General features: G+C 61.3%; 25 protein-coding genes. 8 read left to right on the top strand and 17 right to left on the bottom strand.

Annotated features, from left to right (window positions below):
* Nucleotides 1-149 precede the first annotated feature (149 nt).
* From M0D67_RS06780 to M0D67_RS06750, 7 genes are all read right to left on the bottom strand, one after another.
* Entirely contained in the window at nt 150-1,616 is a 1,467-nt protein-coding gene (locus M0D67_RS06780) for a trypsin-like peptidase domain-containing protein (protein ID WP_266238288.1), read from the bottom strand.
* A gap of 279 nt (nt 1,617-1,895) precedes the next feature.
* A complete protein-coding gene (locus M0D67_RS06775) occupies nt 1,896-3,095 on the bottom strand; it encodes a porin (RefSeq protein ID WP_266238286.1) in 1,200 nt (399 codons plus the stop codon).
* Nucleotides 3,096-3,201: 106 nt separating this feature from the next.
* A complete protein-coding gene (locus tag M0D67_RS06770; RefSeq protein ID WP_266238284.1) occupies nt 3,202-3,690 on the bottom strand; it encodes a TIGR00725 family protein in 489 nt (162 codons plus the stop codon).
* A 58-nt stretch (nt 3,691-3,748) separates the two neighbouring features.
* Nucleotides 3,749-4,579, bottom strand: coding sequence for an ABC transporter permease (locus tag M0D67_RS06765; RefSeq protein WP_266238099.1), 831 nt, complete (start codon nt 4,577-4,579; stop codon nt 3,749-3,751).
* A 10-nt stretch (nt 4,580-4,589) separates the two neighbouring features.
* Nucleotides 4,590-5,681, bottom strand: coding sequence for an extracellular solute-binding protein (locus tag M0D67_RS06760; RefSeq protein WP_266238096.1), 1,092 nt, complete (start codon nt 5,679-5,681; stop codon nt 4,590-4,592).
* A gap of 30 nt (nt 5,682-5,711) precedes the next feature.
* Entirely contained in the window at nt 5,712-6,758 is a 1,047-nt protein-coding gene (locus tag M0D67_RS06755; RefSeq protein ID WP_266238093.1) for an ABC transporter ATP-binding protein, read from the bottom strand.
* Between the two features lie 4 nt (nt 6,759-6,762).
* Nucleotides 6,763-7,494, bottom strand: a complete 732-nt coding sequence (locus M0D67_RS06750) for an ABC transporter permease (RefSeq protein ID WP_257021158.1) — start codon at nt 7,492-7,494, stop codon at nt 6,763-6,765.
* A 287-nt stretch (nt 7,495-7,781) separates the two neighbouring features.
* Between M0D67_RS06750 and M0D67_RS06745 the strand changes: the two genes are divergently transcribed.
* The 4 genes from M0D67_RS06745 (at nt 7,782) to M0D67_RS06730 (ending at nt 9,989) form a co-directional block, all read left to right on the top strand.
* The gene (locus tag M0D67_RS06745) at nt 7,782-8,666 is read left to right on the top strand and encodes a LysR substrate-binding domain-containing protein (RefSeq protein WP_266238090.1); all 885 of its coding nucleotides are present in this window, start codon (nt 7,782-7,784) and stop codon (nt 8,664-8,666) included.
* 113 nt (nt 8,667-8,779) lie between these two features.
* Nucleotides 8,780-9,298 carry a helix-turn-helix transcriptional regulator gene (locus M0D67_RS06740; RefSeq protein WP_154557862.1) on the top strand — a complete coding sequence of 173 codons (519 nt, stop codon included), beginning with the start codon at nt 8,780-8,782 and terminating at the stop codon, nt 9,296-9,298.
* Nucleotides 9,299-9,318: 20 nt separating this feature from the next.
* On the top strand, nt 9,319-9,735 hold the full coding sequence (locus M0D67_RS06735; RefSeq protein ID WP_266238085.1) for a VOC family protein: 417 nt from the start codon (nt 9,319-9,321) through the stop codon (nt 9,733-9,735).
* The gene (locus tag M0D67_RS06730) at nt 9,732-9,989 is read left to right on the top strand and encodes a hypothetical protein (protein WP_266238083.1); all 258 of its coding nucleotides are present in this window, start codon (nt 9,732-9,734) and stop codon (nt 9,987-9,989) included. The genes M0D67_RS06735 and M0D67_RS06730 overlap by 4 nt, the downstream gene beginning before the upstream one ends.
* Nucleotides 9,990-10,038: 49 nt before the next feature.
* On the opposite strand, the gene M0D67_RS06725 is transcribed toward M0D67_RS06730, so the two are convergent.
* Both M0D67_RS06725 and M0D67_RS06720 read right to left on the bottom strand, forming a co-directional pair.
* On the bottom strand, nt 10,039-11,160 hold the full coding sequence (locus tag M0D67_RS06725) for a hypothetical protein (protein ID WP_266238081.1): 1,122 nt from the start codon (nt 11,158-11,160) through the stop codon (nt 10,039-10,041).
* A 359-nt stretch (nt 11,161-11,519) separates the two neighbouring features.
* Nucleotides 11,520-11,837 carry a DUF4148 domain-containing protein gene (locus tag M0D67_RS06720; RefSeq protein ID WP_266238079.1) on the bottom strand — a complete coding sequence of 106 codons (318 nt, stop codon included), beginning with the start codon at nt 11,835-11,837 and terminating at the stop codon, nt 11,520-11,522.
* 329 nt (nt 11,838-12,166) lie between these two features.
* Between M0D67_RS06720 and M0D67_RS06715 the strand changes: the two genes are divergently transcribed.
* Nucleotides 12,167-13,096 (top strand): LysR family transcriptional regulator, encoded by a 930-nt coding sequence (locus M0D67_RS06715; protein WP_266238076.1) that lies wholly within the window; start codon nt 12,167-12,169, stop codon nt 13,094-13,096.
* 20 nt (nt 13,097-13,116) lie between these two features.
* Here M0D67_RS06715 and M0D67_RS06710 read toward each other — a convergent pair whose 3' ends face one another.
* The 7 genes from M0D67_RS06710 to M0D67_RS06680 form a co-directional block, all read right to left on the bottom strand.
* On the bottom strand, nt 13,117-14,061 hold the full coding sequence (locus M0D67_RS06710) for a cupin domain-containing protein (protein WP_266238074.1): 945 nt from the start codon (nt 14,059-14,061) through the stop codon (nt 13,117-13,119).
* 219 nt (nt 14,062-14,280) lie between these two features.
* On the bottom strand, nt 14,281-15,051 hold the full coding sequence (locus M0D67_RS06705; RefSeq protein ID WP_266238072.1) for an ATP-binding cassette domain-containing protein: 771 nt from the start codon (nt 15,049-15,051) through the stop codon (nt 14,281-14,283).
* Nucleotides 15,051-16,037: an ABC transporter permease gene (locus M0D67_RS06700; RefSeq protein ID WP_266238280.1), complete on the bottom strand. Its 987-nt coding sequence runs from the start codon at nt 16,035-16,037 to the stop codon at nt 15,051-15,053. Before M0D67_RS06700 ends, M0D67_RS06705 begins: the two co-directional genes overlap by 1 nt.
* Before the next feature lie 8 nt (nt 16,038-16,045).
* The gene (locus tag M0D67_RS06695; protein WP_266238070.1) at nt 16,046-17,134 is read right to left on the bottom strand and encodes a sugar ABC transporter substrate-binding protein; all 1,089 of its coding nucleotides are present in this window, start codon (nt 17,132-17,134) and stop codon (nt 16,046-16,048) included.
* Nucleotides 17,135-17,579: 445 nt separating this feature from the next.
* On the bottom strand, nt 17,580-18,314 hold the full coding sequence (locus M0D67_RS06690) for a FadR/GntR family transcriptional regulator (protein ID WP_171925807.1): 735 nt from the start codon (nt 18,312-18,314) through the stop codon (nt 17,580-17,582).
* A 144-nt stretch (nt 18,315-18,458) separates the two neighbouring features.
* Nucleotides 18,459-19,832, bottom strand: coding sequence for an MFS transporter (locus M0D67_RS06685; RefSeq protein ID WP_266238067.1), 1,374 nt, complete (start codon nt 19,830-19,832; stop codon nt 18,459-18,461).
* Nucleotides 19,833-19,883: 51 nt separating this feature from the next.
* Nucleotides 19,884-21,134, bottom strand: a complete 1,251-nt coding sequence (locus tag M0D67_RS06680) for an amidohydrolase family protein (protein ID WP_266238064.1) — start codon at nt 21,132-21,134, stop codon at nt 19,884-19,886.
* Between the two features lie 406 nt (nt 21,135-21,540).
* Here M0D67_RS06680 and M0D67_RS06675 point away from each other — a divergent pair, with 406 nt between their 5' ends.
* Nucleotides 21,541-21,747 (top strand): hypothetical protein, encoded by a 207-nt coding sequence (locus tag M0D67_RS06675; RefSeq protein ID WP_266238061.1) that lies wholly within the window; start codon nt 21,541-21,543, stop codon nt 21,745-21,747.
* A 40-nt stretch (nt 21,748-21,787) separates the two neighbouring features.
* A complete protein-coding gene (locus M0D67_RS06670) occupies nt 21,788-21,946 on the top strand; it encodes a hypothetical protein (protein WP_154557875.1) in 159 nt (52 codons plus the stop codon).
* A gap of 61 nt (nt 21,947-22,007) precedes the next feature.
* Here the strand turns inward: M0D67_RS06670 and M0D67_RS06665 are convergent, their stop codons facing one another.
* Entirely contained in the window at nt 22,008-22,214 is a 207-nt protein-coding gene (locus tag M0D67_RS06665) for a hypothetical protein (protein WP_266238057.1), read from the bottom strand.
* A 368-nt stretch (nt 22,215-22,582) separates the two neighbouring features.
* Between M0D67_RS06665 and M0D67_RS06660 the strand changes: the two genes are divergently transcribed.
* The gene (locus tag M0D67_RS06660; RefSeq protein WP_266238055.1) at nt 22,583-23,920 is read left to right on the top strand and encodes an MFS transporter; all 1,338 of its coding nucleotides are present in this window, start codon (nt 22,583-22,585) and stop codon (nt 23,918-23,920) included.
* Nucleotides 23,921-23,954: the final 34 nt, after the last annotated feature.

Here is a 23,954-nt window from a genome sequence, read left to right as displayed (position 1 = left end):
CGTGGAACCAAGGAAACACCGCCGGACACGCCGGGCGGAGATCTACCCGCGTCTGAAGCCTGCTGGTATGTCAGAACTGTATGTGCTTTGCCGCCTCGTTTCGAATGGGTTAACCCTGGTCGAGATGCGTGCTGGCGCAAGCCTGCTGATCATCTAACCGCGACCGAAACGAAACTGCGGGCGTGATTGCGCTGGATCAGCACGGCGACCTGTTTCCCTGCTTTTGCTTCCAGCGCGGCCACGTCCGCCTGCGTTTCGACCAGCGTGTCATTGAGCGACAGGACGATATCGCCAGGCTGGATGCCGGCGCTTGCCGCCGGCCCATCAACGCCGTCCACCATCAGACCAACGGCCAGGTCGTTCGCGCGCCGCTCGTCCTCATTCAGCGGATGCATGCTCAAGCCCAGGCGATCCCCTGAGCCTGAGCCGCCTTCGCTTGGTCGAGCTTTGGGGCTTTCCGCGGACGCGCCGACCATAACCGTGATGGTCATCGGCCTTCGATTGCGGATCAGCTTCAGTGTGGTTTTCGTCCCAGGCGGTAAAGCGGCCGCATCCTCGCCGAGTTCGGTCGAGCGATCAATCGGCTTGTCGCCGATCCGGACGATCACGTCGCCTGGCTTGAGGCCGCTCGCGGCGGCCGTTGTGCCGGGCGCGACGGAATTGACCAGCGCACCTGCCGGTCGCGGCAGGCCAAAGGCCACGGCGAGTCCAGGGCCGACGTCCTGCACCTCCACGCCAAGACCGCCAGGAGAGGTCGCTTTCGCGGCTTGCACCTGCGATCGCACCTTGGCCGCCATGTTGATCGGAATGGCAAAGGCCAGGCTGGGGGACCTGTCCGAGTCCGCGTAAATCTGCACATCGATGCCGACCACCTCGCCGGCACGGTTAAACAGTGGGCCGCCCGAATTGTCCGGATTGGCAGCGATATCGGTTTGAAAGAAAGGAAAACTGCTCCCGTCCAGGAGCGTGCGGGACGTGGCACTGACAATGCCGGCGGTAACAGTATTCGCGAAGCTGTCGGGCGAGCCGATCGCCAGGACCGATTCGCCGACGCGCACCCGCGACGAGTCGCCAAGTTTGACGGTCGGAAGCTTCGTGGCATCGATCTGAATCAATGCGACATCGCTCTGCGCATCGACCGCCAGGACCTTTGCCTTGAACTCGCGTCGATCGGTAAGTCTGACCGTCACTTCGTCGGCTTGATCCACCACGTGGGCGGTGGTCAGAATGAGGCCGTCGGGGCTGACGATAAAGCCGGAGCCCATACCCGTGATGGCGCGTGCTGAACCGTCCTGAGACGCCTGCGATTTCGGCGTCACATGCTTGACGAAAGCAAGAATGGGATCGTCAGCATCGACCGCTGCGGGAGCGGGTATCGACGATGACTGCTCAGACGCGGTCGCGCTGATATTCACGACGGCGGGCCCGTATCGCTCCACGATGGTAGGGAAGTCGACCGGTGCCGAAGCGCTGGCCGGCGAAACCCGCTTCTCCTTCACAGGCGGCGGAGCGACGGCCGCGGCATTCGCCGCCGGAGGCAGGCACAGATAGCCGGAGAGAAACGCCGCTATCAGGGCAGCTTGGAGCAACGTGCGCGCAAGAGTCGGGGCAAACACAGTGCACCTCCATGGCGGTGTGATGCCAGGGACAGGCGCGCGATCACAGGCCGGTCGATACATGAATGCATCGACCGTGCCGGTACGACAATACGCAGCCCTCCCCTACTATGATTTATAGCGGAGAGGCGGGGAAATTAAAGGGAGTGCTAATCCTGGGGTACGGTCACGGCCGGCACAGCGAGTCGCGGCAGCGCCGCGACCCAGCCTTTTGCGCGTGTCGGCTATCCGGTTCACGTGACGGATATCGGTGAGGCGGCGACGTGCGCCGCCCGCGCCCTAGAACGTCTGCCGGATACCCACTCGAACGAGTGTTTGCACATTGTTCGCCGACGAAATTCCGTTCCCCACGTCGCCGACCGAGGCCGTCGCGTTGACCGTATTGCCGAATGCGTCGAGCGTCTTGCCGCTCGCCTTCTGGTAACCGACCAGTCCGTAAAGTGCCGTGCGCTTGGACAGGAAATAATACGAGGCAAGGTTGAACTGGTTGTACTTCGGCGCCGACTCGCCTTTGATAGAACTGCCCTGCGTGTAGTCGTAACCTGCGGCGACGCGCAGCGCCGACGTCGCCTGCCAGGACACCGTCGCGCCCGCCGAGTTGAACGTCTCTTTGCCGGAGAACAACGAGAAGCTGCCGGCCTGGTATTGCGTATTGCTGTACGACACACCGAGCGTCACCGAGTCGATCTGATACGTGCTTGCAGCGGCAATGATCTGCTGGTTCTTTGCCGACGCAAAGCCTTCGTTGATCGACGAAGCGAATGTGCCGTCATACGCGCTGGTCCAAGCGCCGCCATTGGCCCCGTAAGCGTTGGTCGCCTGCATGTAGGCCGCGCCGATGGCGAACGGACCGCGGGTATATTGGCCGCCCAAACTCCACGTGCTCTGATTCTTGACGCTGCCCGCCTGACCGCCGAAACCGTACAGTGCGCCGAACTGAAGCCCCGAAAATACCGGGCTCGTGTACTTGATCGAGTTGCTCTCGCGCGCCTGATTGTCGATGTTATCCAGATCGCCGGGGTGCGCTCCCATGCCCGTCAGAAAGGTCCCCGCGCTGATGCTGCCGACGAAGTCGACGATCGGATCGTACTGGCGACCCAGCGTGAGCTTGCCGAGTTTCGTGCTCGACAATCCCATCCATGCCTGACGACCGAACTCGCGGCCGCCCTGACCGAGCTGCCCCGTACCGATGTTAAAGCCGTTCTCCAACTGGAACACCGCCGACAGGCCGTCACCCAGGTCTTCGTTGCCCTTCAGCCCCCAGCGATCGCCTGACCAGGTGCCGCTCGCAAACCCATAGCTCGATCCGTTACTGTAGACGGCCGGCTTGCCTGCCGCCCCCTTGGTCTGCAAGACGCGTTGGCCGCTCGTATAGCCAAGACCTGCGTCGACAATCCCGTACAGGGTCACGCTGCTCTGCGCGTGTGCGGTGAGCGACAGGCTGCTCATCGCGAGCAATGTCACGGTGGTTTTTTTCATCATGATAAGGATGCCTATTTATTAGAGAGAAATGATCAAACTGATTTGAATACCTGTTACGTCAGAGCTTCGGACGCGAGTCGGTGACTCGCGCCCGCATTCCGTTTCACTCTTTGGCTGTTTGCGTCTGTCTCGCGGTTACAAGCCAGTTCGCCACACTGGCGACGAGCGTATCAACATCGTCGAACACCTCGGCCCCCCGTACCAAAGGTGCGCCTAGCAGGGTGAAGACGGGCTTGTTCCACTGCAGGCCAAGCGCCATCTCCGACAACGTGCCCAGCCCGCCTCCAATCGCGATGAGACAGAGCGAAGCGCGCGCAATCAACGCATTTCTTGTGATGCCCAATCCGGTTGGCAGCGCCACCGTAAGAAACGGGTTAGCCTCGTTCGCATCGTCCTCGGGCAGCAGGCCGATCACGATGCCGCCCGCGCGTTTTGCGCCGAACGCGGCCGCTTCCATCACCCCGCCTTTGCCGCCGCAGAGAATCGTCATGCCGGTGCCCGCTAACGCGTAGCTCAGGTTTCTCGCCGCCTGCAGTTGTTCCGGTGTGGCCTCCCTAGGACCGATCAATCCGACCGGCATCGCATGCCGCATTGGCCCCGTCTGGTGAACTGCCAATCTCTGCAGCGCCAGATACGCTGCGTTGGACCATTCAGTGTCGTCGTTGCCGTGCAAGGCATTCTCCTAGTGCCAGAACGCACGTACAGACCGCCATCAACACCAACGAAAGCGCGGCTGCCTGCGGAAAATCCGTCTGTCCGTCTGAAAGTTTCAGGTACATCAGTAGCGGCAAGATATTGATCTGCGTCCCGGCGAGCGCGAGTGCGGTACCGTAGGTTCCCAGTGCAATCGATGTGACGAGACACCAGGCCGCGGCGACCGATGGCCACAGTTCCCGCAACGCCACGTCGAAGAGCGCTCGCAGCGGCGACGCGCCCAGTGTCAGCGCGGCTTCGATCGGACGGCGGTCCAGGTTGGCAATCGCCGGATAGAGCATCAGCGCCACGCGTGGGATCAGGTAGTACGCATAGGCAGCGACCAGACCCGCGGTCGTATAGATCAGCGCCCCGACCGTGGCCGGGTCGGCGCCGAGGCGAGCGACGATGCTCGTCACGAAGCCGGCGCGGCCGAAGGCGAGAATGAACCCGTACGCAATCACCAGGCCGGAAAACGCCAACGGCACGCCGAGCAACGCGAGCAACCAGCCGCGCCGCTTCGGCGGCTGTCCGGCCAGCACCATCGCAAGCGGCAGCCCTACCGCAAGCGACATAGTGCCGGCAGCGAACGCCAGCGCCAGCGAGTGACCGAGCGCACTGACCACCAGCGGATCATGGGCCAGGCGCACGAAGGCCGCGCCGTTCCCCTCGGCCGCCGAGACCAGCAATGCGCCGAGCGGCAGCGCAAAGAACAGGGCAAGGAGGAGGCCCGCCGGAACCGCGCCGAAGCGCCGCGCGAGCCCTTCGTTCATCGAGGAAGTCCCCATCTGCCGCCCCTTATTTCGCGAGCGCGGCCTGCGCCCACAACTGGTCGACTTCCGCCTTCTTCGCCGCGGCCTTGACCACGTCGAGCGGATGCATCTGCGGCACGTCGGGCATCTTCGCGCGGATGTCCGCGGAGAGTTGCACGTCAGGCACCGCGGGACGCACGTAGCCTTGCGCGAACAGCGCCTGGCCGACGTCGCTCATGACCAGGTTCAACCACAGACGCGCCGCGTTCGGATTCGGGCCGTCCTTCACGAGGCTGATGGCGTACGGTGCGGACACCGTCGCTTCCTTCGGGATCACCACCTCGACGGCGTCGCCCATGCCGTCGGCATACTTCGCTTTGAGACCGTCGTTTTCGTAGCCGATCAGGATCGGAATCTCGCCCTTGACGAACTTCGCGTACGGGGTGGTGCCTTCAACGCGCATCACGTTGCCCGCTTCACGCAACTTGCCGAAAAAATCGGCACCCGGCTTCGGATTGTCGACGCTGCCGCCGAACGCATAAGCCGCAGCGAAGACCGCGACCTGTCCCTGTCCGGTCGAACGCGGATCCAGATAGACCACCGAGTTACGGTACTCGGGCTTGAGCAGGTCGGCCCAACCCTGCGGGACGTCCTTGATCAGTTTCCGGTTGACCAGCAGAGCGATGTTCAGCGAATGGACCGTGAACCAGCGGCCATCGCGCTCGCGAAACACCGGCGGTAGTTTGTCGAAATTGAGCGGCTTGAACGGCGCCACCACGTCCTTGTTGACGGCGTCCAGTGCGGACGCGGCAAAGTAGTACGCAGTGTCGGCCTGCGGGCGCCGCCGCGATTTGTCCAGCGCCACCACCGTCGCAGCCGAGCCGATGTCGTTGTACGTAATCTCGACCTTCGGATAGCGCTTTCTGAACTCGGCGAACAGCGCCTTCCAGTTGGCCCATTCGGGACCGGTGTCGAACGACACGACGAGCCCTTCATCCGCCGCCTTTGCGTACAACGCGTCCTCTCCGGGGTAAAGCGGCGCGGCATGAGCGCCAGACGCGGCAGTCAGTACCGACAATGCGCAAACGACTCCGGCGATACGGCGGACTCGCGACAAAAGACTAAGCCCTGCAAACATTCTGGTTCTCCGTCAGACAAGGAAGGTGAATTAGCAAAATTGACTGGTCGGCGCGGGCAGCACGCGCAAATGTTCGGGGTCGACGGCGATAGCGTGTTCGGCAAGACGGCGCCCTTCGCACAGAAGCGGCTTCTGCGTGGAATCCGGAACGAAGTCGTAGCGGCACGTCGCCCCGAAGTAGCGCACCTCGGCGCGGCGGCCCGCGAGCCGGTTGACCGCGTTCGCCGGCGGATCGGGCTGCACGTGCTCGGGACGAAGCAGCACCTCGACCTGATCGCCGGGGCGAAAATCGCGAGTATCGGCAGACAGCAGCGCAAAGGAAACGTCGACCGTGCCGTTCGCTAACACGCGTCCGGGCATCACGCTCGAATGACCAACGAAGCGCGCGACCTGGGTCGATACCGGCTGCTCGTAGAGACGTTCAGGCGTATCCACCTGCAAGACACGCCCGCCGTCGACCACGGCCACGCGGTCCGCAAGACTCAACGCTTCGTCCTGATCGTGCGTGACCAGCAGGGTGGTGGCGCCGCATGCGCGTTGCAGCGTGCGAATCTCGTCGCGTAGTTGCTGTCGGATGCCTGCGTCGAGCGCCGCAAGCGGTTCGTCGAGCAGCAGCACCTTCGGTTCGAACGCCAGCGCGCGAGCCAGCGCGACGCGTTGCTGTTGCCCGCCCGACAGCAAGGTCGTACGCCGCCCGGCATGCTCGGCAAGACCGACCCGTTCGAGCATGTCGAGCGCGCGAGCCCGGCGTTTCGCGGCATCGATGCCGCGCATCCGCAGCCCGTAGGCCACGTTGTCCAGCACGTTCAGATGCGGGAAAAGCGCGTATTGCTGGAACACCATGCCGACCTCGCGGCGCCACACAGGAACACCCGCGACGTCGCGCCCGTCGATCGCAATCCGTCCTCGATAGCCGTCCAGCAGACCCGCGGTCAGCCGCAGGATCGTCGACTTGCCGGAACCGCTGCGGCCCATCACGGCGAGCAGTTCGCCCGGCGTGACCGACAGCGTGACGGCTTCGATGCCGTGTTGCGCGCCAGGATAAGTAAAGCTCACGTTGTCGAAATGGAGGCTCATCGTTTTACTTCAGTCGTTGAACAGTGTTGATCGATACCAGGGTCGCGATCACCGCGAGGCAAAGCAGCACCACGGTGGCGGCACACGCCATGCCGGTCGCGCCGTAAAACGCCTGCAACAGCACGACCGGATAGTTCCGGTAGCGAAAGCCGGCGATCAGGTTGGACACCTGAAACTCCCCGATCGACAGTGCGGCCACCATGACGAGTCCCGAGAACAGGCTCTGCCGGAGGTTGGGCAAGACGATCGTGAAGAACTGCCGCAGCGGTGTGGCGCCGAGCGTCGCAGCGCACGCTTCGAGGCGCGCGATATCGAGGTGGCGCAAGTCGCTAAGCAGTGTTTGCGTGAGGTACGGCAAGGTCAGCACCGTATGGGCGGCGATCAGCAACGGCAACGATCCGAGCCAGGGCAGCGTGTCGCCGCTGAAGATGGCGATGTAACCGAAACCCAGCGTGAGCGCGGGCACCCCGACCGGCAGCAACGCGACCAGCCGCGCGGTCATGCCGCGCCCGGAGAGCGAGCGGTAGTGCAGCGCATACGCGAGCGGCAAACCGATCACGGCAGCCGCGCAGCAACACGCCAATGCGACCATCAGGCTCACGCCGAAAGCGCGCCGGAAACTCGTGTTGGCGGCGAGGTCGGCGAACCAGTGTCCAGTGACGCCGGTCGGCAGCAATGTGTTGGTCCACGTTTCACCGAACGCGCCGATCAGCAGCAGAGCGATCGGCAGCAGCATGTAGATCGCGAAGAGCACCACCACGGCATGAAGCGCGACGCGCTGGATCGACGCAAAGCCCCCGCTGCTGTGACGAGCGGGAACATGGGGCTGGATGACCGGTGCGGCAGGCGTTTGCATGCAAGCTTTCCTCGTGAAACGGACGGAAACCCGCGCGCCCTGACAGGACGGGGCGCAAGATTTCGATTTGCTTGCAAGTGTGCGGATGCGACATGGTGTCGTCATGAAAAAAACGTACAAAACACGCATTGCGCTGTGCGCATCCGGAATACTTCGACGCCTGACCGATGAAACACCTTTACCCGAACGTCACCGAATTACTCGCCTTTACAAGCTCCGCCAAGCATCTGAACTTCTCCAGAGCTGCGCGTGAACTGGGACTGACGCCCAGCGCAGTCAGCCGGCAGATCGCCAGCCTGGAAGATTCATTCGGTGTGCAGCTTTTCATTCGGGACGGCCGCAATCTTGCGCTCACCCGGGCGGGCAGCCTTTACCTCGCGCGCGTGGCCACCCCGTTGCGCGACTTGGGCAACGCGTCGCTCGAACTCATGAGCGCCGCCGGGCAGAGTGACGTGCTGACGATCGCGAGCGTGCCGACATTCACGACCAAATGGCTGATTCCGCGGCTACCTGAATTCCTGTCAAGCACCCCGGGACTCACGATCAGCTTCAGCCGGCACCTGGCGCACGGCGATCCGTTTCCGCTGGATCTGGACGCGGCTATCCGCTATGGCGATGGAAGTTGGGAGGGCGTCCAATGCGATTACGTCGACGGGCGTACTTTTCTGCTGGTCTGCGCGCCTGAATGTCAGCAAAGGTATGCGTTACGACGGTTGCAGGATGCCGCGCGTGTGCCCCGGCTGTTGCACAGCCAGGCTGAACAGGTATGGAGTCAATGGGCCGAGTTCTACGATGTACGCGATATGCATGTGCTTGCAGGCCCGCGTTTCGAGCAATACTCCGTGCTGATCCAGGCAGCTCAGGCCGGTTTGGGACTGGCGCTCATCCCAGCCTTTCTCGTGCGCGACAACCTCGCGGCCGGCACCCTCGTTGAGCCGCTGACGGCTCCGATCGACGTCGATCATGGACACTATCTCTGCTATTTCCCGGGGCGCATCGAAACACAACCGGGGTTGAAGCGTTTCCGGGAATGGATGTTGTCCAAGGTCTGAGACTCAATGCGCCAGAACACGCGTTGTCGGCCTCAGCGGGCGCCAGTGCGCCGCTTTGCGGGTGCCCGCGTTGAGCCTAAACTACCCGCATCCCGTCGGCCCTCCCGGAACTCATGCCCCTTCGCGAAGACCATCACGCCCAGCCGCTTGCCTCGTCCCCCACACCGGTCGGCGCCGACGCGTTGCAAGACCCGGCCCTGCTGCGCCGACTGCTACGCGCCAAAGACCGCATGGACGCCGCCTCCCACGAAGCCTGGCCCGTCAAACGACTCGCCGAGGTCAGCGGCGTCTCTGAAGCCCATTTCGCACGGTCCTTCAAGCGGGCCTTCGGCCTCCCACCGCACCGCTACCTGCTGACACGGCGCATCGAACAGGCCACCACCCTCCTGCGCGACACCGAGCTCAGCATCACGGAAATTGCCTTCGCCACCGGCTGGGAGAGCCTGGGCACCTTCGGCCGCATCTTCCGCGACATCACCGGCCAAAGCCCCAGCGCCCTGCGCCTCGAGGCTCAGGCCAACATGCCTCAACTCGACCGTGTGCCCGCCTGCGTCCTCAAGGCCGCGCAGCGACCCGACCTCAACATCGCAGTTTTGGAGAAGCGCCGCCGCGTGGCCAAAGATACATTCTGACCATCAACCAGGGAGGTGCCATGAACCAAGGTGTAAATGTTGTGGGCTTGTACGTCGATAACCAGGACGAAGCGCTCACGTTCTATGTCGACAAGCTCGGATTCCGCGTCCACACGGACGTGCGCAACGGTCCCTACCGCTGGCTCACGGTCCAGCATCCGGATCAGCCCTCGTTCCAGCTCGGCCTGTTCACACCCGGCCCGCCCATCCACGACGACGCCACTGCGCAAACCTTGCGCGCCATGGTCGCCAAGGGGGCCATGCCGCCTCTGGTTCTCTCTGTGACCGACTGCCGCGCCAGCTACGCCAAGTTGAAAGCCCGCGGCGTGGAATTCACCCAGGAGCCGGTAGACCGCTTCGGCAGCGTCGATGCCGGTTTCCGCGACCCCGCCGGCAACGGCTGGAAGATGATCCAGGCCCCGAGGAGCACGACATGAGTACCAGCAGCTGGATTCGTCGGTCTCACCGGTGGGTATCCATCGCCTTCACGCTGACGGTTATCGCCAACTTTGCCGCCATGGCCCAGGGAAGCGGTGTCCCGCCGCCCTGGATCACCTACGCGCCGCTGCTGCCGCTGGCCCTTCTGCTGTTCTCGGGGCTGTACCTGTTTGCGCTGCCCTACTTCGGCCGCTACAGCAGCCGTCATAGCTCACAGCGTTCTGTCGGCGACCAGGAGGCGCCGCTCGCATGAACAACGCCCCTATCGTGCGAGCTGAGCCTGCCTGGGCGTTGGTGACAGTCTAGCGGGTCGAGAACACTGAGATGCCGCCGTTGGGGAATCCTGCCGCGCCGGCCTGGAACGGCACATACACTTGCCCAAGCGAACTGTCGATGGCGACCGAATGCGCGCCTGTGCCCACGGGAATCTTAAATAGCAACTGCCGTGACGCGCCATCGATTACCCCCATCTGCGGGCTAAACCCTGAGGCGGCAGCAGTACCGCTGGTGACATAGTGCCGGGCCGGCAGGAAATAGCGATTGGAGGCCGGATCGTAATTGACCTGGTCCACCCCGCCAAATGGCAGGCTGGCTTGAATTGCGCCACTTGTACGATCGAGGATCAGCGTGATGAGGGGATTGCCGGCGGGTGGATCGCATCCAATGAGCACGTCGTTATTCGGACCGAGCACGATGCCCGTCGGTCCGCATTTCCCTAATGGAAACGACTTGCTGACAGCAGGACTTCCCGCCGCCGCGGAGCTGGCAGTGATGACATCGAGTTCGCCATCGGGATTGGCAGCGGTCCCGTCGTTGTTGATCAAAAAGCTTTTCGAGGCTGGATCATATGTGCATGCTTCCAGCCCCGACGAACCGTTGAAAGGAAGCTTTACCAGCACCGTTTGTGTCAGCGTGGAAATGAACGTGACGAACGGCGGCGAGTCTCCAGGGCTCGCGTACATCACGAGATGATCGTCAGGATCGTAGCAACCCTCATCGACGCGCTGTCCGGAATTACTGATGGTGATGGTGTTGACCGTCTTTTGCGCAGCCGTATCGATCACCTTGACCGAGTCGACGTCGCCGGCATAGATCGTGTTCGTGCCGGTGATACCTACAATACCGTCGGGACCGGACTCGTTTGTCGTGGCGCCGGCACCGATGAATGGACCCGGAATCTGGGCGATCAACGTGTTCGATTTGGTGTCTACGATATCGACTGCTTTGTTGTTGCGGTCGGTGAGAAAGTACTTGCCGGCCTCGACGTAGCCGATGTCGAAACTGAATGGCGGGCTCGAAGCATTGGGCACGGCGATGTTCGTCAGTAGCTTTGGCGATGTCGGTGTGCTGATGTTGTCTCCACCTCCACAGCCGGCCAATGCGGCCGCAGCGAGTAATATCCAGGCCATCCGGCGCTTTTCCATCGATTCGTCTCCTTTCCATTTATGGGCTTGACCGCTGGTCCACGGATTGGCCTGAGTATTTGAATTTCCCGCCGCTCTCGATCGACGAGCCATTTCTTAAGGAATCTTAAGAAATGGCTATCTGTACAGATAGCCCTATTCCCCATCGATGCGGCTGTATGGCTCACACAATGGCGGCGCGGCGGAAAATCGGAAAGTAAAACTTATTTATGGTCTGTATTCAGTGAACGCCATACCTGTAATGGATCTGAAACATTCCGTCGCGTTCGCTCATCTCGTCGATGTTCGTGTTTTCAGACGACCGTCCACTCAATACGCCGAAAGAAGTAACCAACGATGGCTTGTGAGGCCCGCGAGTTTCAGTGACCGAAATAGATCGAATGAGTATTTACGGTTGCCGTCGGCGCGCCCGCCTGCGATGAGCCATCCGACGTTCCGCCTACATCCGTGCTCCCCTGCGCCGCAACATTCTGCGCTTGGACACGCGCCTCTGCTGCCTGGATATCGTCTGGGTAGTGCACATCTTTGGCGGCCGGCCGGTACCCGGCCTGTTCTAGTCGAATCAGATCCGCGCGTACTTCCGCCCGCGTCAGCGGAGCCGCAGCCTCCTGCGCGAAAGAGGCAACTGGAGCGGCGAATACGCCGGCAATCAACGCTGCATAGATAAGGGTCTTCATGATGAAATATCTCCCGAACTTAAGTTTGGTCAGCTTCACGCCACTATGACTGAAGCCTCCGATCTCACCACCTCGTGGAAGCGGGAGTGAGTGTTCCTTATTCTGTACGGCGAAGATGGATGCACGCTGACGCTCACATTACAGTGATGTCATATTCGCTTCAGCAGCCCCCCGTTTCTTGCTGCAAGAGTGAAGATCAAGGGGTTATCCTTCGACACTCACTGCGATACAGGCACGTCGATCGTTGACAGTTATTCGCCTGGCATTTTTTGAGCACGAACTTTGCACTTGCCACAACTAGTCCGTTGTTTCACGCTGGAAATATAGCCATGGATTATTTTGCCGCGGTACGGGCCTTCATTAACGCTGCAGAACTGCAGAGCTTCAGCAAGACGGCCCATGAAATGGCAGTCAAGACCTCGACCATCTCGCGCTACGTAAGCGAGCTCGAAAAGGATCTGGGCATTGCCCTGTTCAACCGGTCGACGCGAGGGCTCGTCCTGACAGAGGGCGGCAGACTGTTTCGCGAACACGCCATAATTGCCCTGCAGGCGCTCGATGACGCGCGCCAGGTCACGTCATCGCTGAATCTCACACCGCAAGGCGTGCTGCGCGTCACGATGCCGTCGGCGTTCGGACGCCGGCATATCGTGCCGCATCTGCCGGCGTTCATGACGCGCTACCCCGACATCGGCCTCGATATCGTGTCGACGGATGAAACGCTCAACATGATCGAAGCCGGCATTGACGTGGCAATCCGTATCGGCGTGCTGCCCGACTCTTCGTTAATGGCCAAACGCATTGCGCCGCATCGTCGCATAGTCTGCGGCAGCCCGGCGTATTTCAAGCGCAGCGGAATGCCTCGTGTCCCTGAAGATCTGGCCGCGCACGATACGCTTCGCTTGTCCCTGCTGCCGGACGACAAATGGTCTTTCACGCGCGTCGCGGATGCACAGGCGTCGCCGGAACAGGTGCTGGTGGAATTGCAAGGGCGCTTGCGCGCAGACGACTCCGAAGCCGTATTGGAACTCGCTGTGGCCGGCTGCGGCCTAGCGCTCCTGCCGACGTGGCTCGCGTCTACGGCCTTGCGCGAAGGGCACCTTCAGCACGTGCTGCCTGAATGGGAGGCGCGCACGGGGCGAGCCGAACCAGCGGTCTGGGCGGTCTACCCGCCGAAGAAAATCGTCTCGTCGAAGGTACGCGCGTTCGTGGATTTCTACGCCGAGATGTTTGGCGAGCCGCCGTACTGGGACGACTGACTCGCATTGGCGCTTAAGCCTTAACGGGCGAAGCGGATGTCGAGCGTGCGCAGCCAGGTCTGCAAGCCGGCATCCTGGATCGGAATCACATAAGCGTTTTCGTTCGTTTCATTGAAATGCGCATGCCAGTATCCCGGCGGCGTAACAAACGCCATCCCGGCTTCCCAATCGACGCGTATCGGATTCGCGATATTGCCGTTCTCATCCAGTTCGCTACCGACCAGCGTATAGACGCCTGGCTTGCCCCCGGCGATGAAGTCGAGTGCAATCGACTGGTGACGGTGCGGCTTCTGAATTGAGTTGGGCGGCACAATGCCGAACATGGCCCACAACACATGCGTGACCGTTCGCGTCTGCGGGAAGTTAGCGTTGCCCATCAGCACGCTGATGCGGTTGCGGCGGCCTGCATTGGCTTCTTCCGAGACCTTGCGCAATTCCGCCTGCGCCTGGGCGGCCGGATAGAGCGTCGGCGCAAAACGCGCGCGGACGCCGGTCGTGCCGAGATACGTGAGCAGCGGCGCATCGTTGACGTAATAGAGCGTGGCCGTCGCGTCGGCGGATAGCACAGCGGCATCGCCGCCTGGCAGCGTGAAGAAATCGCCCTGCGCGAACGGGAAGCGGGTTTCGGCCTGCGTCACGCTGCCGGTCCCGCTAATGACGTAGCAGACCTGCGAGGTCGCGTTCGGGGCAAGCGTCAATGCGTCGCCTGCGTTGATGCGCAGGAAATTGGCGCTCAAGCCGGGACCGGTCGCGGGGCCGGGGCAACCCAACTCCGCGGAGAGGTCGAGCGGCACGACCCGGGTTGCGCCATCCGCGTACAGCGACGACGGGAAATTGCGGAAAGGCACGCGCGAGATGAGCTTCGCGCCGATCGGATTGGCGGACGACGTGTACTCGAAGTATTGCGCGTCCAGGGTAGCAGTAGCGGGTTCGGCGAGAAGCGCCGGGGACGTCCTGGTTAACATGGTCTGCTCCTTTGGGTTAGGCGGGCTTCGTCCGGGTCCCCTCATGAAGTTGGGGTTAGCGTCCGAAAGCTGACCTGACTATAGGTGCGGGCCGCTGGCCTCAGAAGTGCCGGAAATCGAAATCACTTTTGCGTAAAGGGGTATACCGCGCCGGGCCGCTTTTGAAAGCGCGCGTGGATCACGCCCGACTCGAATGCTCGCGCACGTAGCGGTCCCGTGTCAGTTTGTCGTTGCCCGCATTGCCCGATATTCGCGTCGCACGATATCCATCAGTTCCTCGACGGACGTGCTGGCTGCTTCCCGCTGGTAAGTGACACGTCCGCGCTGCATCAGCATCACGCGGTCCGCGATGTCGAGCGTCTGAGCGTAGTTGTGCATGATCATGATGATGGACAGGCCACCTTTATTCTTGAGTCGAAGGATCAGGTCGATGATCAGCCCAGCCTCGCGGGCGCCCATTGCGGCGAGCGGCTCGTCAAGCAGCAATATCCTGGCATTTGAATTGACCGCGCGAGCGACTGCGATTGCCTGTCGCTGTCCGCCGGAAAGTTGTTCAACCGGCAGGTCGACCGAAGGCACGTGCACGCCGATCTCCTCAAGACACTCCGCGGCACGAATACGCATGGCGCGATTGTTCAAGAGGCGAATCGGGCCTCGACGTATGATTTCCCGATTCAGAAACATGTTGTGATAGATGCTCAGCGAATTGGCGAGCGCCAGATCCTGGTAGACGCATTCAATGCCGAGTGAACGGGCGTGATCGACCGAGCGAAGCATGGTTTCCTCGCCACCTACAAAAAGCTTGCCGCTGGTCTGCTGATGAAACCCGGTCAGAATCTTGATCAGCGTCGATTTGCCCGCGCCGTTGTCGCCAAGCACGCCAAGGATCTCGCCTTGTCTTAGCGTCAGCGACACGCCGTCGAGCGCGGTAACCGCACCGAAGCGCTTGACAATATCTTCGCCGCGCAGCGCCTCCAACACCTCGGACATCACAACTCCCCTTTGCGCGCGAGACGAACCACGTGGATGTTGAAGATCATGGCCCCGAGGATCGCCGCGCCGAGAATCATGTTGAAGGTGAAGGCGTTGATGCCGATCAGCGTGAAACCGTCGTTGAGAATGCCAAGCACTGCCGCACCGATCAGCCCACCGATGATCGTGCCCGATCCACCGGCGAGCGGCGTGCCGCCAATTACGGCTGCGGCAACGGCAAGAAACATGATCTGGTTACCGCCCGCTTGCGGATCGATCGAGGTGATACGAAAACCCTCCAGAATCCCGGTCAATCCGGCCAGTAGCGCGGCAAGAATAAAGTTGCCGAGCTTCAGCCGCCTGACCTGTATCCCTGCCTCGCTCGCACCCAGCGGATTCGCTCCCGACGCGATCGTATGCAAACCCCAGCGTGTATGACGAAGCAGCACGTGCATGACCGCGGCAATGGCAAGCGTCCAGATGATCTCGCTGTATCCCCATCCCCCCATGATCGCAGCGAATACGGAATCCTCCGGAGGCGAAACCGGCGTACCTCGCGAGATCGTCAGCGTGAGGCCATTTACGAAGAACAACGTACCGAGCGTCGTCACAAAGGATGGGATGCGCAGGTACACCGTCACGGCCCCGTTAATGAGCCCGACGAGGCCTGCCGCAATGACGCCGGTTAACATCGCAAGCCATGCCGGCAGGCCTGCCTCGAGGGAAAAATGCATGATGAAAGGCGCAAACGCAAAAACCATCCCGGCGGAAAGATCGATCTCTCCCCCGATCATCAGCATGATTTCACCAAAGGCAATGATCGCCACCGGGGCGATGAACTGCGAGAGATTCTGCAGACTCGCGCCGGTCAGCAAGAAGTCGTGGTTGACCGTCTCGAAGTAGATGCAAAGAATGAGGGCGACGGCAAGGATGCGAATCTCGCTGGAACGCCCGAGCGCGCTTGACCAGCGCCTCGGACGTGTAGTGGGTGGTTGATCCGGCACGGCAGAGGTCACCCTTTGATCGCGCCTGTGCGTGGCACGATCTGGGCTTTCGTGCTTTTACCTTCATAGCGCGTCGAGGTGTTCAGGTAAGGATCGACGGTGCCCTTGGTGACGAATTTCAGACCCGTGTTGATATTGGCCGGCCCAACGAGGCCGCCGGATGAGAGAAAGATGAAGGCCTCCAGCACCGTATAAAAACCCTGTACATAAGGTTGCTGGTCGATCGTGAAGTCCAGGAAACCTTCGTGGATCAGATCAACCGTGCGCGGCAACAGATCAAAGCCGCCGCCGTGCACACCTTTGGCGGGCAGGTTGGATTCTTTCATCACCTCGGCAACGCCCTGGGTGCTGCCCGCATCGACGGCAAACATGCCTTTGAGATCCTGGTGGCCGAGAAAGAAGGACTTGATCTTCGATAGTTCTTCGTTGACCGTCGCGCCCGTTGCGATGGTCTGCACGTCGATCTTCTTGCCCGATTTCTTGATTGCGGCCGCTGCACCGTCAAGCCGTGGTTGAATGTTGAGCTGGCCTGGCGTTGCGATAAAGAGCGCGACGAGACCGCTGTCGATGAGGCTTACGATCCGCTCACCCATCTGGTAGCCAGACAGATAAAGATCCTGGCCGATATAGGCAAGGCGCGGATTCGTCGAACCCGAGGGCGCATCGGCGTTATAGGCGAACACGGGGATGCCGGCGTCGAGTGCGGCCTGGATGGGCTTGTCGAACGCCTTGGGATCGACGATCGGTACGGCGATTGCGTCAGCTTTCCCGGCAATCGCGGCGTTGACCGCGTTCACCATTTCGCCGATGTCGGCATTGGCCGAGCCGGTCCATTGATAGTCCATGCCCAGCAACGCGGTCGCATCCTGAATGCCGTATTGCGTGGGAACGAAGAACGGATTCGTTGTGACGTGGTTGACGAATACGATCTTCCACCGTTTGTGCGCCGGGAACGATCCGGCTTCCGCCGCCTGCGCCGGCGTGATCATTCCACCCATTAGCGCCAGTGCAGCGGACAGGCCCGCGCCCTGCAGCAATCCGCGACGCATGCCTTGCACTTCGTCCTTTTGGTCTTTGTCTTCCTTCGCTTGCGCCATCTCAGTCTCCCGTCTCTCAGTTGTTGAACACTTCAATGTCCATGACGGCGCAAGCAGGAAAAGCCCCGGCAAGAACAGCACCGGAGCCGGGCATCATTCCTTTCATGAAACCCACGTGCACGCGCGTACGCATGACTACCCTCCAGAAAATCCTATATCACGCCCTTTTGCCTACTAATCGATGTATACCCTTAACTAGTCCGACTAATTAATTTTTTGCGGTGCAGCGCGGCGCTCCGCATTCGCGTCCAGCCGTGCAGCGCAACACGATGATGGGACAGGTCCGGATCGCTGGCTGCAGGTCGTGCGTTTTCGAAATGATCTGCACGATATGCAGCTTTAATAGTATGACTATCGAGTTGGCGCTCGGAAAGCAAGGGACGTGAAGAACAGTAAGCGCCCGCTGCGCTCTGCCCGGGGGTTCGACTCAGCCAACCCGTTCGCATCAGGGTTGTGTCTGAAACTGGCTACCGGTTTCCAGAACGCGCTCGGCGTCTGCGCGTGCATTGTCGAGCTGGACCAGACTTGCATGCCGCGCGCCCAACGGGTCACGACTCTGGATTGCAGTGAGAATCGCCTTGTGCCGCGGCAACGAAAGCGCGTGTGTGTCGGGATGACGGCTCGTCAGCTTGATCGATTCCGTCAGGGCAAGTGACAGCATGTTGCCGATATAGGCCAGCAGGTCGTTGTGAGTGGCCGCCATGATTGCGCGATGAAACTCGAGGTCAGGATCCAGTAGCGCGCTTGCGGTTTCCGCACGCTCCATCTGGTCGTAAGCCGATGCAATGCGCGCAAGATCGTCGCTTGTTGCAGCCGTGGCGGCAAGTGCCGCCGCCGCGGGTTCGATAACGCGGCGCACGGTCAGGAGCGAGCTGAAGAACTCGCCTTCCGGAACACTGTTGATCGTCCAGAACAGGACATCGGGGTCAAGCATGTGCCACTCCGCGCGAGGCTTCACAACACTGCCTACACGCGGTTTCGACACGACCAGCCCTTTCGCCACGAGCACACGGGTGGCCTCGCGCAGCACGGGGCGGCTAACGCCATAGCGCTCGCATAAGTCGGCCTCAGCAGGCAAGCGCTGGCCCGGCTGTACCTTGCCGCCGACGATATCCATGCCGAGCTCCTGCACAATGCGGCCGTGCAAGCTCTTGCGCTGCTGCAGATGACGATAGTCCATGGTCAACGATCGCAGTCGTGTCCGGCTCGGTTTTGCGCCGACCGGTGCGGCGTTCTGGATGGCACTTACCTCATCGTCGGCACGGATAGCGGTGGGTAGCGCGGAGATACTTGCCGGTCCAAGCATAGCACGCGACATTTGGCGCTAATACTGTTCGATTTGCCCTGCTGCAATGTCCTCGAGCGATCTTCCGCGTGTCGGCACCCCCATGAGTACCACGGCCATCGCACCGGTCAGCAGCACAAGCGTTGTCGCACCGAACACCCCGCCAAAACCAAGCTTCGGATAGACGTACCCGACAAGAATAGGCGCTGCAATCGCGCCCAACCGGCCAATTGACGAAGCGAGCCCCGTGCCCGTTGCGCGCACGTCGGTGGGAAACACCTCCGGGGTATAGGCGTAAACGCCGGCATAGGTGCCGTTCATGAAGAACGACAGCAGGATGCCCGACACCATGATGCCGGTATCCGTACGCGTCAATGCAAGCCCAAGCGCCGATACGCCGCCCAATATCATGTATGACGCGATCGTCGCCTGCCGGCCGATCTTCTCGTTGAGCCACGCACCTGAAAAGTATCCCGGGATCTGTGCAATGTAAATCACGAGCGAATACGAAAAGCTTCGCGTGATCGTCATTCCGTTCTGAACCAGCAAGCCGGGAATCCACGTGAAAAAAGCGTAATAGCTGAACGTGATGGATAGCCACATCAACCACGTCATGGCTGTGATGCGCGCGAGTTTCGTCGCCCACAACGCCTTGACGTTCGCGACGATCGAGGCTCGTCCGGCTGCGAGCGGAACGGTTCCGTCACGCACCGGAGACAGCGGCTCCAACTGCACGCCCGCTTGGGTGACCTCCGCCTCCATCCTCGACACGATCGCATCGGCCTCCGCGTGCCGGTCGCGCGCCTCCAGCCAGCGCGGCGACTCGGGCAACGCGCGGCGCCACCACAGCAGCATCAGAATGGGCAGCGCGGTGATGACCATCACGGCGCGCCATGCATTGGGTGCGAGCGGGATCACCAGATAGCCGAGCAATGCAGCCGCTACGAAGCCGAAGGAGAAAAAACCCGCGAGGCTGCCCGTGAAACTCCCGCGATACCGCCGCGCCACGAACTCCGAGAGAAACGGCGCGACGATGGCGCTTTCCGCTCCCGTTCCTAACCCGGCGACAATCCGCGTCGCGAGAAAAAATCCCCAGTCGTTCGCCAATGCACTGGCAAGCGACGCGACACAGTAAATCACGAGCGCATACATCATGACCTTGCGCCGGCCGATGATATCGCCGAGCATGCCCGCCAGCATCGCGCCGAAGAAATAGCCCATGAACGTGCCGCTTCCCAGTACGCCCGTCTGTACGCTCGTCAGCCCCCATTGCGTGCGCAACACCGGCAGCAGGAAAGCGAGCACGGCGGCGTCCATCGCATCGAAGGTGTAGCCGAGGCCGCCCATCAATAGCAGACGGCGGTGAAAAGCTGAAAACGGCAGGCGCTCGATGCGGGCGGAAATCATCGTCATAGACAGGCTCCGACAGGGACTGCGGGGCGCCGCGGACGCAGCGTCAAACGGTCAAACTCTTTCGAGTTCGTTGACGAAGAGCCGGCCATCCTTCATCACGAGCGGAATATGCTCACCCTGACCCAGCAGACAATCGACGGACTTCAGAGGATTGCCATCGACCACCAGCACATCGGCATGGGCACCCGGCATGATTCTGCCGAGCTTGTCCTGCATGCCCAGCACTTCCGCGCCAACGAGGGTCGCGCTTGCGATCACCTCGCCCGGTGACAGAACCTCCGCCAGGATCCGGAATTCATCGCTTTGCAAACGCTGTGCCTCGCCGAGCAAGTCCGTGCCGAAGCCCATCTTGACCCCGGCGCGCTTCATGATTTCGATCGAGTGCATGCCGGCGCCGTGCACGTCCGCGACCTTGGCAATACTTTCGGGCGGCAAACCATATTTCTCGCCTTCGCTTGCAAGGGCATCGTAAGTAACAAGGGTCGGCACGACATACGCGCCATGCTCCGCGACGAGGCGGGCGGTCTCATCGTCAATCAGATTGCCGTGCTCGATCGTGCGCACGCCGCAACGCACCGCGCGCGCGATCGCTGCAGCCGTATAAGCATGCGCGAGCACATAGGTGCCACGCCCCTGAGCTTCCGCTACGATCGCGCGGATCTCATCTTCGGAGTAACCGAATGCGCCGACCGGATCGGTCGGTGACGCAACGCCGCCCGAAGCCATGATCTTGATCTGGTCGGCGCCCATCTGCAGTTCCTCGCGCACGGCCCGGCGCACTTCATCGACGCCGTCCGCCACGCGGCCAAGCGCCCCCACGCGCACGCAGCATCCGCAGGGTGAATCGGGCGGCATGTAGTCGGAGCGGGCGCGCGGATCGGCGTGACCACCGGTCTGGCTTAACGCGCGGCCGGATACGAAGAGGCGCGGACCTTCGATCAGCCCTGACTCGACCGCCTGCTTGAATGGATACCCGGCACCCCCTGCGTCACGCACGGTGGTGAAGCCGCGGCGCAGCATCGCACGCATGATCGGCACGGCGCGCAGCGTAACCAGCACGTTGGGTAGCGTTGCAACGCGCGGCAGGTTGAACTCGATCGCGACGACGTGCACATGCAGATCGATCAACCCCGGCATGATCGTTTTGCCTTTCACATCAATTACGTGCGCGCTGCCGCTTTTTATCGGCTTGTCGGAAACCTCGCGGATGAAACCGTCCTCGATGAGGACTTCGAAGCCTTCTAGCAGATCAGGATGGGTAGGGTCGAGAAGTGCGCCGTTACGTAGGAGGAAGGTGGTCAACGGTTGTCTCCTTCAGGTTTCGATCGCAGCGCCCGGCATCCTGCACTCACCTCGAGTATGCAGACGGGCGTATGGAAGCGCTGCCAGAGTAGTCGTCGGGATCAGTGTGACACGCATCACGTCTGTGCGCTGACGAACACGTTGTGCGAAGCGGCACGCGATTGCCGGTCAACGGGTCATGCTGCGCCGCGACGGCTTCACGAAGGTGCCGTAAAAATGCTGAAAAAGTTTTTCCCACATATTGATCTATTGGACAACTCAGCATTAAGATGAGTGCCATGGCGCGCGACATGCCACCCGAACGTGAGGTGACAGCCTGCAGCAGCCATCCCCGAATTGATCCTGCTCGCGTAGCGAGGCCAACGGATCACGTTCCCAGCAAAGCAGGTTTAGCCAGGAGACGGCGATGCTCAGTCCGCATGAATTCGCGACCCTCATGCTACTCAAGGATGCGCCGGATTGGCTGAGTCTGGACGGTTCCGATCTGGAAGCGCTTCTGGACCGTCAGCTCGTCACGCTGGAGAACCTCCCTTCCGGGCAACAGCGCCCTCTCATCACTCACGACGGACAGATGTTTCTGAAGGCTGCCGCTCGTATCCTGAACGACGAATGACACGTATCGCTTGATCAGTTTCACAGTCAAGGAGTGTTCCGTGGCCGAATCGTGGACAGGAATCGTCGTGGGGCTGTGTGGGTTGAGCGCCGCCGTGCTGCTGGTCGCCGTTCACTATTGGCGCGAAATGACGCGGCGGCGCAAACTCAGCCGAATGGACCATCGCGATTGCTGGGAAGTGATGCGCCACAGGCGCTGATGGCAAGTGCACGTCGCTAACGAAAGATGTATGCACACCCGTTGCCCGGAATCCCAGAATATTAGAGGGCGAAGGTGCCTCGATACTTCTCGTCGGCATCCGAACGGGTATTGAATTCGACGAGGACGCCGCCCGGTACTTCACAGAAGAATCGCGAGCTGCGTTCATGCTTGAACACGCCGGTTTTCATCACGACGTCTGCTGCAACCATCTCGTCATAGAGCGTGCGCCGCGACGGCCACGTCCTCTTGCGGTGGCAAACCGTCACGCGCGAGGACTTCCAATAACACGCTGCGCACCGATCCGGTGCTGGCCAGCGCCACGCGCAGTTGCGGCCTGCTCTCCTCGACGTCGAGTAGCTGTGCAAGCGTAGGTCTCGCGAACTGCTGCCGCACTGAGACGCCGATCAGATGCCTGAACGCGATCGGTCCAAGTGGCGTGCCGCGCTCCGGATGACTTCATTTGTCTGCATGCGTCGTCATGCACGCCATTCATGTCGTTCATTTTTGTCCTGAATTTGACCGCCTTTTGCCTCGGCCATATTGTGCGGACATGCCTACCCCGTTCGCATCGTCGTACCTGCCGATCTGTGTTGTCGAGAGGCGGGATCTCCAACACTGTGATCTGCGAAATGCCATGAATCCTGACGCAACAGCTACGCTTGCTCCCCTATCCAATCTGCGTCCGACCAGCAAGGTTCGCCGCGCGGTGACGACTGCAGTGCTCGGCCAGATTCTCGAGTGGTACGACTTTTTTCTCTATGGAACCGCCGCCGCGCTGGTGTTCGGCCACCTGTTCTTCCCCATCGGCACCGATCCACTGACTGGGACCATTGCGGCGTTCGGCGGCTTTACGGTCGGCTTCATCGCCCGCCCGATCGGTGGCGTGCTCTGCGGTCACATCGGGGACCGATACGGCCGCAAGACGGTCATGATGCTGACGCTGTTGATGATGGGCAGCGCGACCGTCTGCATGGGTCTCTTGCCGACCTATCAGCAAATCGGCATCGCGGCCCCCATCATGCTGGTCCTGCTGCGCATCGTGCAGGGTCTTGCTGCGGGTGGGGAATGGAGCGGCAGTATTCTGCTCATCCATGAAAACGCGCCTGCATCGAAACGCGGTGCACTCGCTGCATGGAGTCCCTGCGGCGCAGCATTCGGCTTCGTTCTCTCCACCGTTGCGTTCCTGCTCGTCCAGACGCTGTCGTCTTCCGACTTTCTGAGTTGGGGCTGGCGCGTGCCGTTCCTGTGCAGCGCCGTGTTAGTCGCGCTCGGACTGTGGATGCGCCGCTCCGTGGACGAAAGTGCCGAGTTCGCCGAGGTCAAGGCCGCGCACCGCGGCAGCCGCATGCCGATTATCGAAGTGCTTCGCCAATGTCCACGTCAGGTGCTGACTGTTTTCGGCCTGCGCTTTGGCGAAGGCGCTGCGTCGTACATCTTCTTCGCTTTCTCGATTGCCTACGGCCGGTTTGTCGGCCTGCCATCGAGCTGGATTCTGGGTGGATTGACGGTGTCGATGCTGTTGATGATCCCCGTTTCGCTCGTAATGGGTCACGTGACGGACAAAATCGGCCGCAAGCCGGTTTATCTCGTCGGAGCGATCGCAATGGTTCTGGTCGCCTACCCCTACTTCCTGTTGCTCGGCTCGGGCGTGCTGTGGAAAGTCATCCTGGCGCTCGTCCTCGCCAACAGCATCACACTGGGCATCCTCGAAGGCGCTCAACCTGCTTTCATCAGCGAATTGTTGCCCGTGCATCTGCGTTTCTCGGGCCTTGGCATTGGCCGCGAGATGTCGTCGGTACTCGGCGGCGGCCTGTCGCCGATGATCGCGACCGCGCTGCTCGCTCACTACCGCAGCGCCACGCCAGTCGTCATTTATCTCGTTGTTCTCGGACTGATCACCGTACTCGCGACCTGTCTTGCGCCCGAGACTTTCCCAAAGACTCTGAGACTTCAGGCGAAAGAAAGCGCTTAACACCGTCAAGAGACGGCGCCGAGGCGCCGCCGCA

Source organism: Paraburkholderia sp. SECH4 (assembly GCF_030511745.1).
Taxonomy (GTDB): domain Bacteria; phylum Pseudomonadota; class Gammaproteobacteria; order Burkholderiales; family Burkholderiaceae; genus Paraburkholderia; species Paraburkholderia madseniana.
Note: the sequence above shows the minus strand (reverse complement) of the source record. Positions and strands in the feature narration are given on the sequence as shown.

Coding starts and splice junctions, on each gene's coding strand:
- M0D67_RS06775 (WP_266238286.1), bottom strand. CDS start 3,095: ATGAAAAAAACCACCGTGACATTGCTCGCGATGAGCAGCCTGTCGCTC.
- M0D67_RS06770 (WP_266238284.1), bottom strand. CDS start 3,690: ATGCGGCATGCGATGCCGGTCGGATTGATCGGTCCTAGGGAGGCCACA.
- M0D67_RS06765 (WP_266238099.1), bottom strand. CDS start 4,579: ATGGGGACTTCCTCGATGAACGAAGGGCTCGCGCGGCGCTTCGGCGCG.
- M0D67_RS06760 (WP_266238096.1), bottom strand. CDS start 5,681: ATGTTTGCAGGGCTTAGTCTTTTGTCGCGAGTCCGCCGTATCGCCGGA.
- M0D67_RS06755 (WP_266238093.1), bottom strand. CDS start 6,758: ATGAGCCTCCATTTCGACAACGTGAGCTTTACTTATCCTGGCGCGCAA.
- M0D67_RS06750 (WP_257021158.1), bottom strand. CDS start 7,494: ATGCTGCTGCCGATCGCTCTGCTGCTGATCGGCGCGTTCGGTGAAACG.
- M0D67_RS06745 (WP_266238090.1), top strand. CDS start 7,782: ATGAAACACCTTTACCCGAACGTCACCGAATTACTCGCCTTTACAAGC.
- M0D67_RS06740 (WP_154557862.1), top strand. CDS start 8,780: ATGCCCCTTCGCGAAGACCATCACGCCCAGCCGCTTGCCTCGTCCCCC.
- M0D67_RS06735 (WP_266238085.1), top strand. CDS start 9,319: ATGAACCAAGGTGTAAATGTTGTGGGCTTGTACGTCGATAACCAGGAC.
- M0D67_RS06730 (WP_266238083.1), top strand. CDS start 9,732: ATGAGTACCAGCAGCTGGATTCGTCGGTCTCACCGGTGGGTATCCATC.
- M0D67_RS06725 (WP_266238081.1), bottom strand. CDS start 11,160: ATGGAAAAGCGCCGGATGGCCTGGATATTACTCGCTGCGGCCGCATTG.
- M0D67_RS06720 (WP_266238079.1), bottom strand. CDS start 11,837: ATGAAGACCCTTATCTATGCAGCGTTGATTGCCGGCGTATTCGCCGCT.
- M0D67_RS06715 (WP_266238076.1), top strand. CDS start 12,167: ATGGATTATTTTGCCGCGGTACGGGCCTTCATTAACGCTGCAGAACTG.
- M0D67_RS06710 (WP_266238074.1), bottom strand. CDS start 14,061: ATGTTAACCAGGACGTCCCCGGCGCTTCTCGCCGAACCCGCTACTGCT.
- M0D67_RS06705 (WP_266238072.1), bottom strand. CDS start 15,051: ATGTCCGAGGTGTTGGAGGCGCTGCGCGGCGAAGATATTGTCAAGCGC.
- M0D67_RS06695 (WP_266238070.1), bottom strand. CDS start 17,134: ATGGCGCAAGCGAAGGAAGACAAAGACCAAAAGGACGAAGTGCAAGGC.
- M0D67_RS06690 (WP_171925807.1), bottom strand. CDS start 18,314: ATGGACTATCGTCATCTGCAGCAGCGCAAGAGCTTGCACGGCCGCATT.
- M0D67_RS06685 (WP_266238067.1), bottom strand. CDS start 19,832: ATGACGATGATTTCCGCCCGCATCGAGCGCCTGCCGTTTTCAGCTTTT.
- M0D67_RS06675 (WP_266238061.1), top strand. CDS start 21,541: ATGCTCAGTCCGCATGAATTCGCGACCCTCATGCTACTCAAGGATGCG.
- M0D67_RS06660 (WP_266238055.1), top strand. CDS start 22,583: ATGAATCCTGACGCAACAGCTACGCTTGCTCCCCTATCCAATCTGCGT.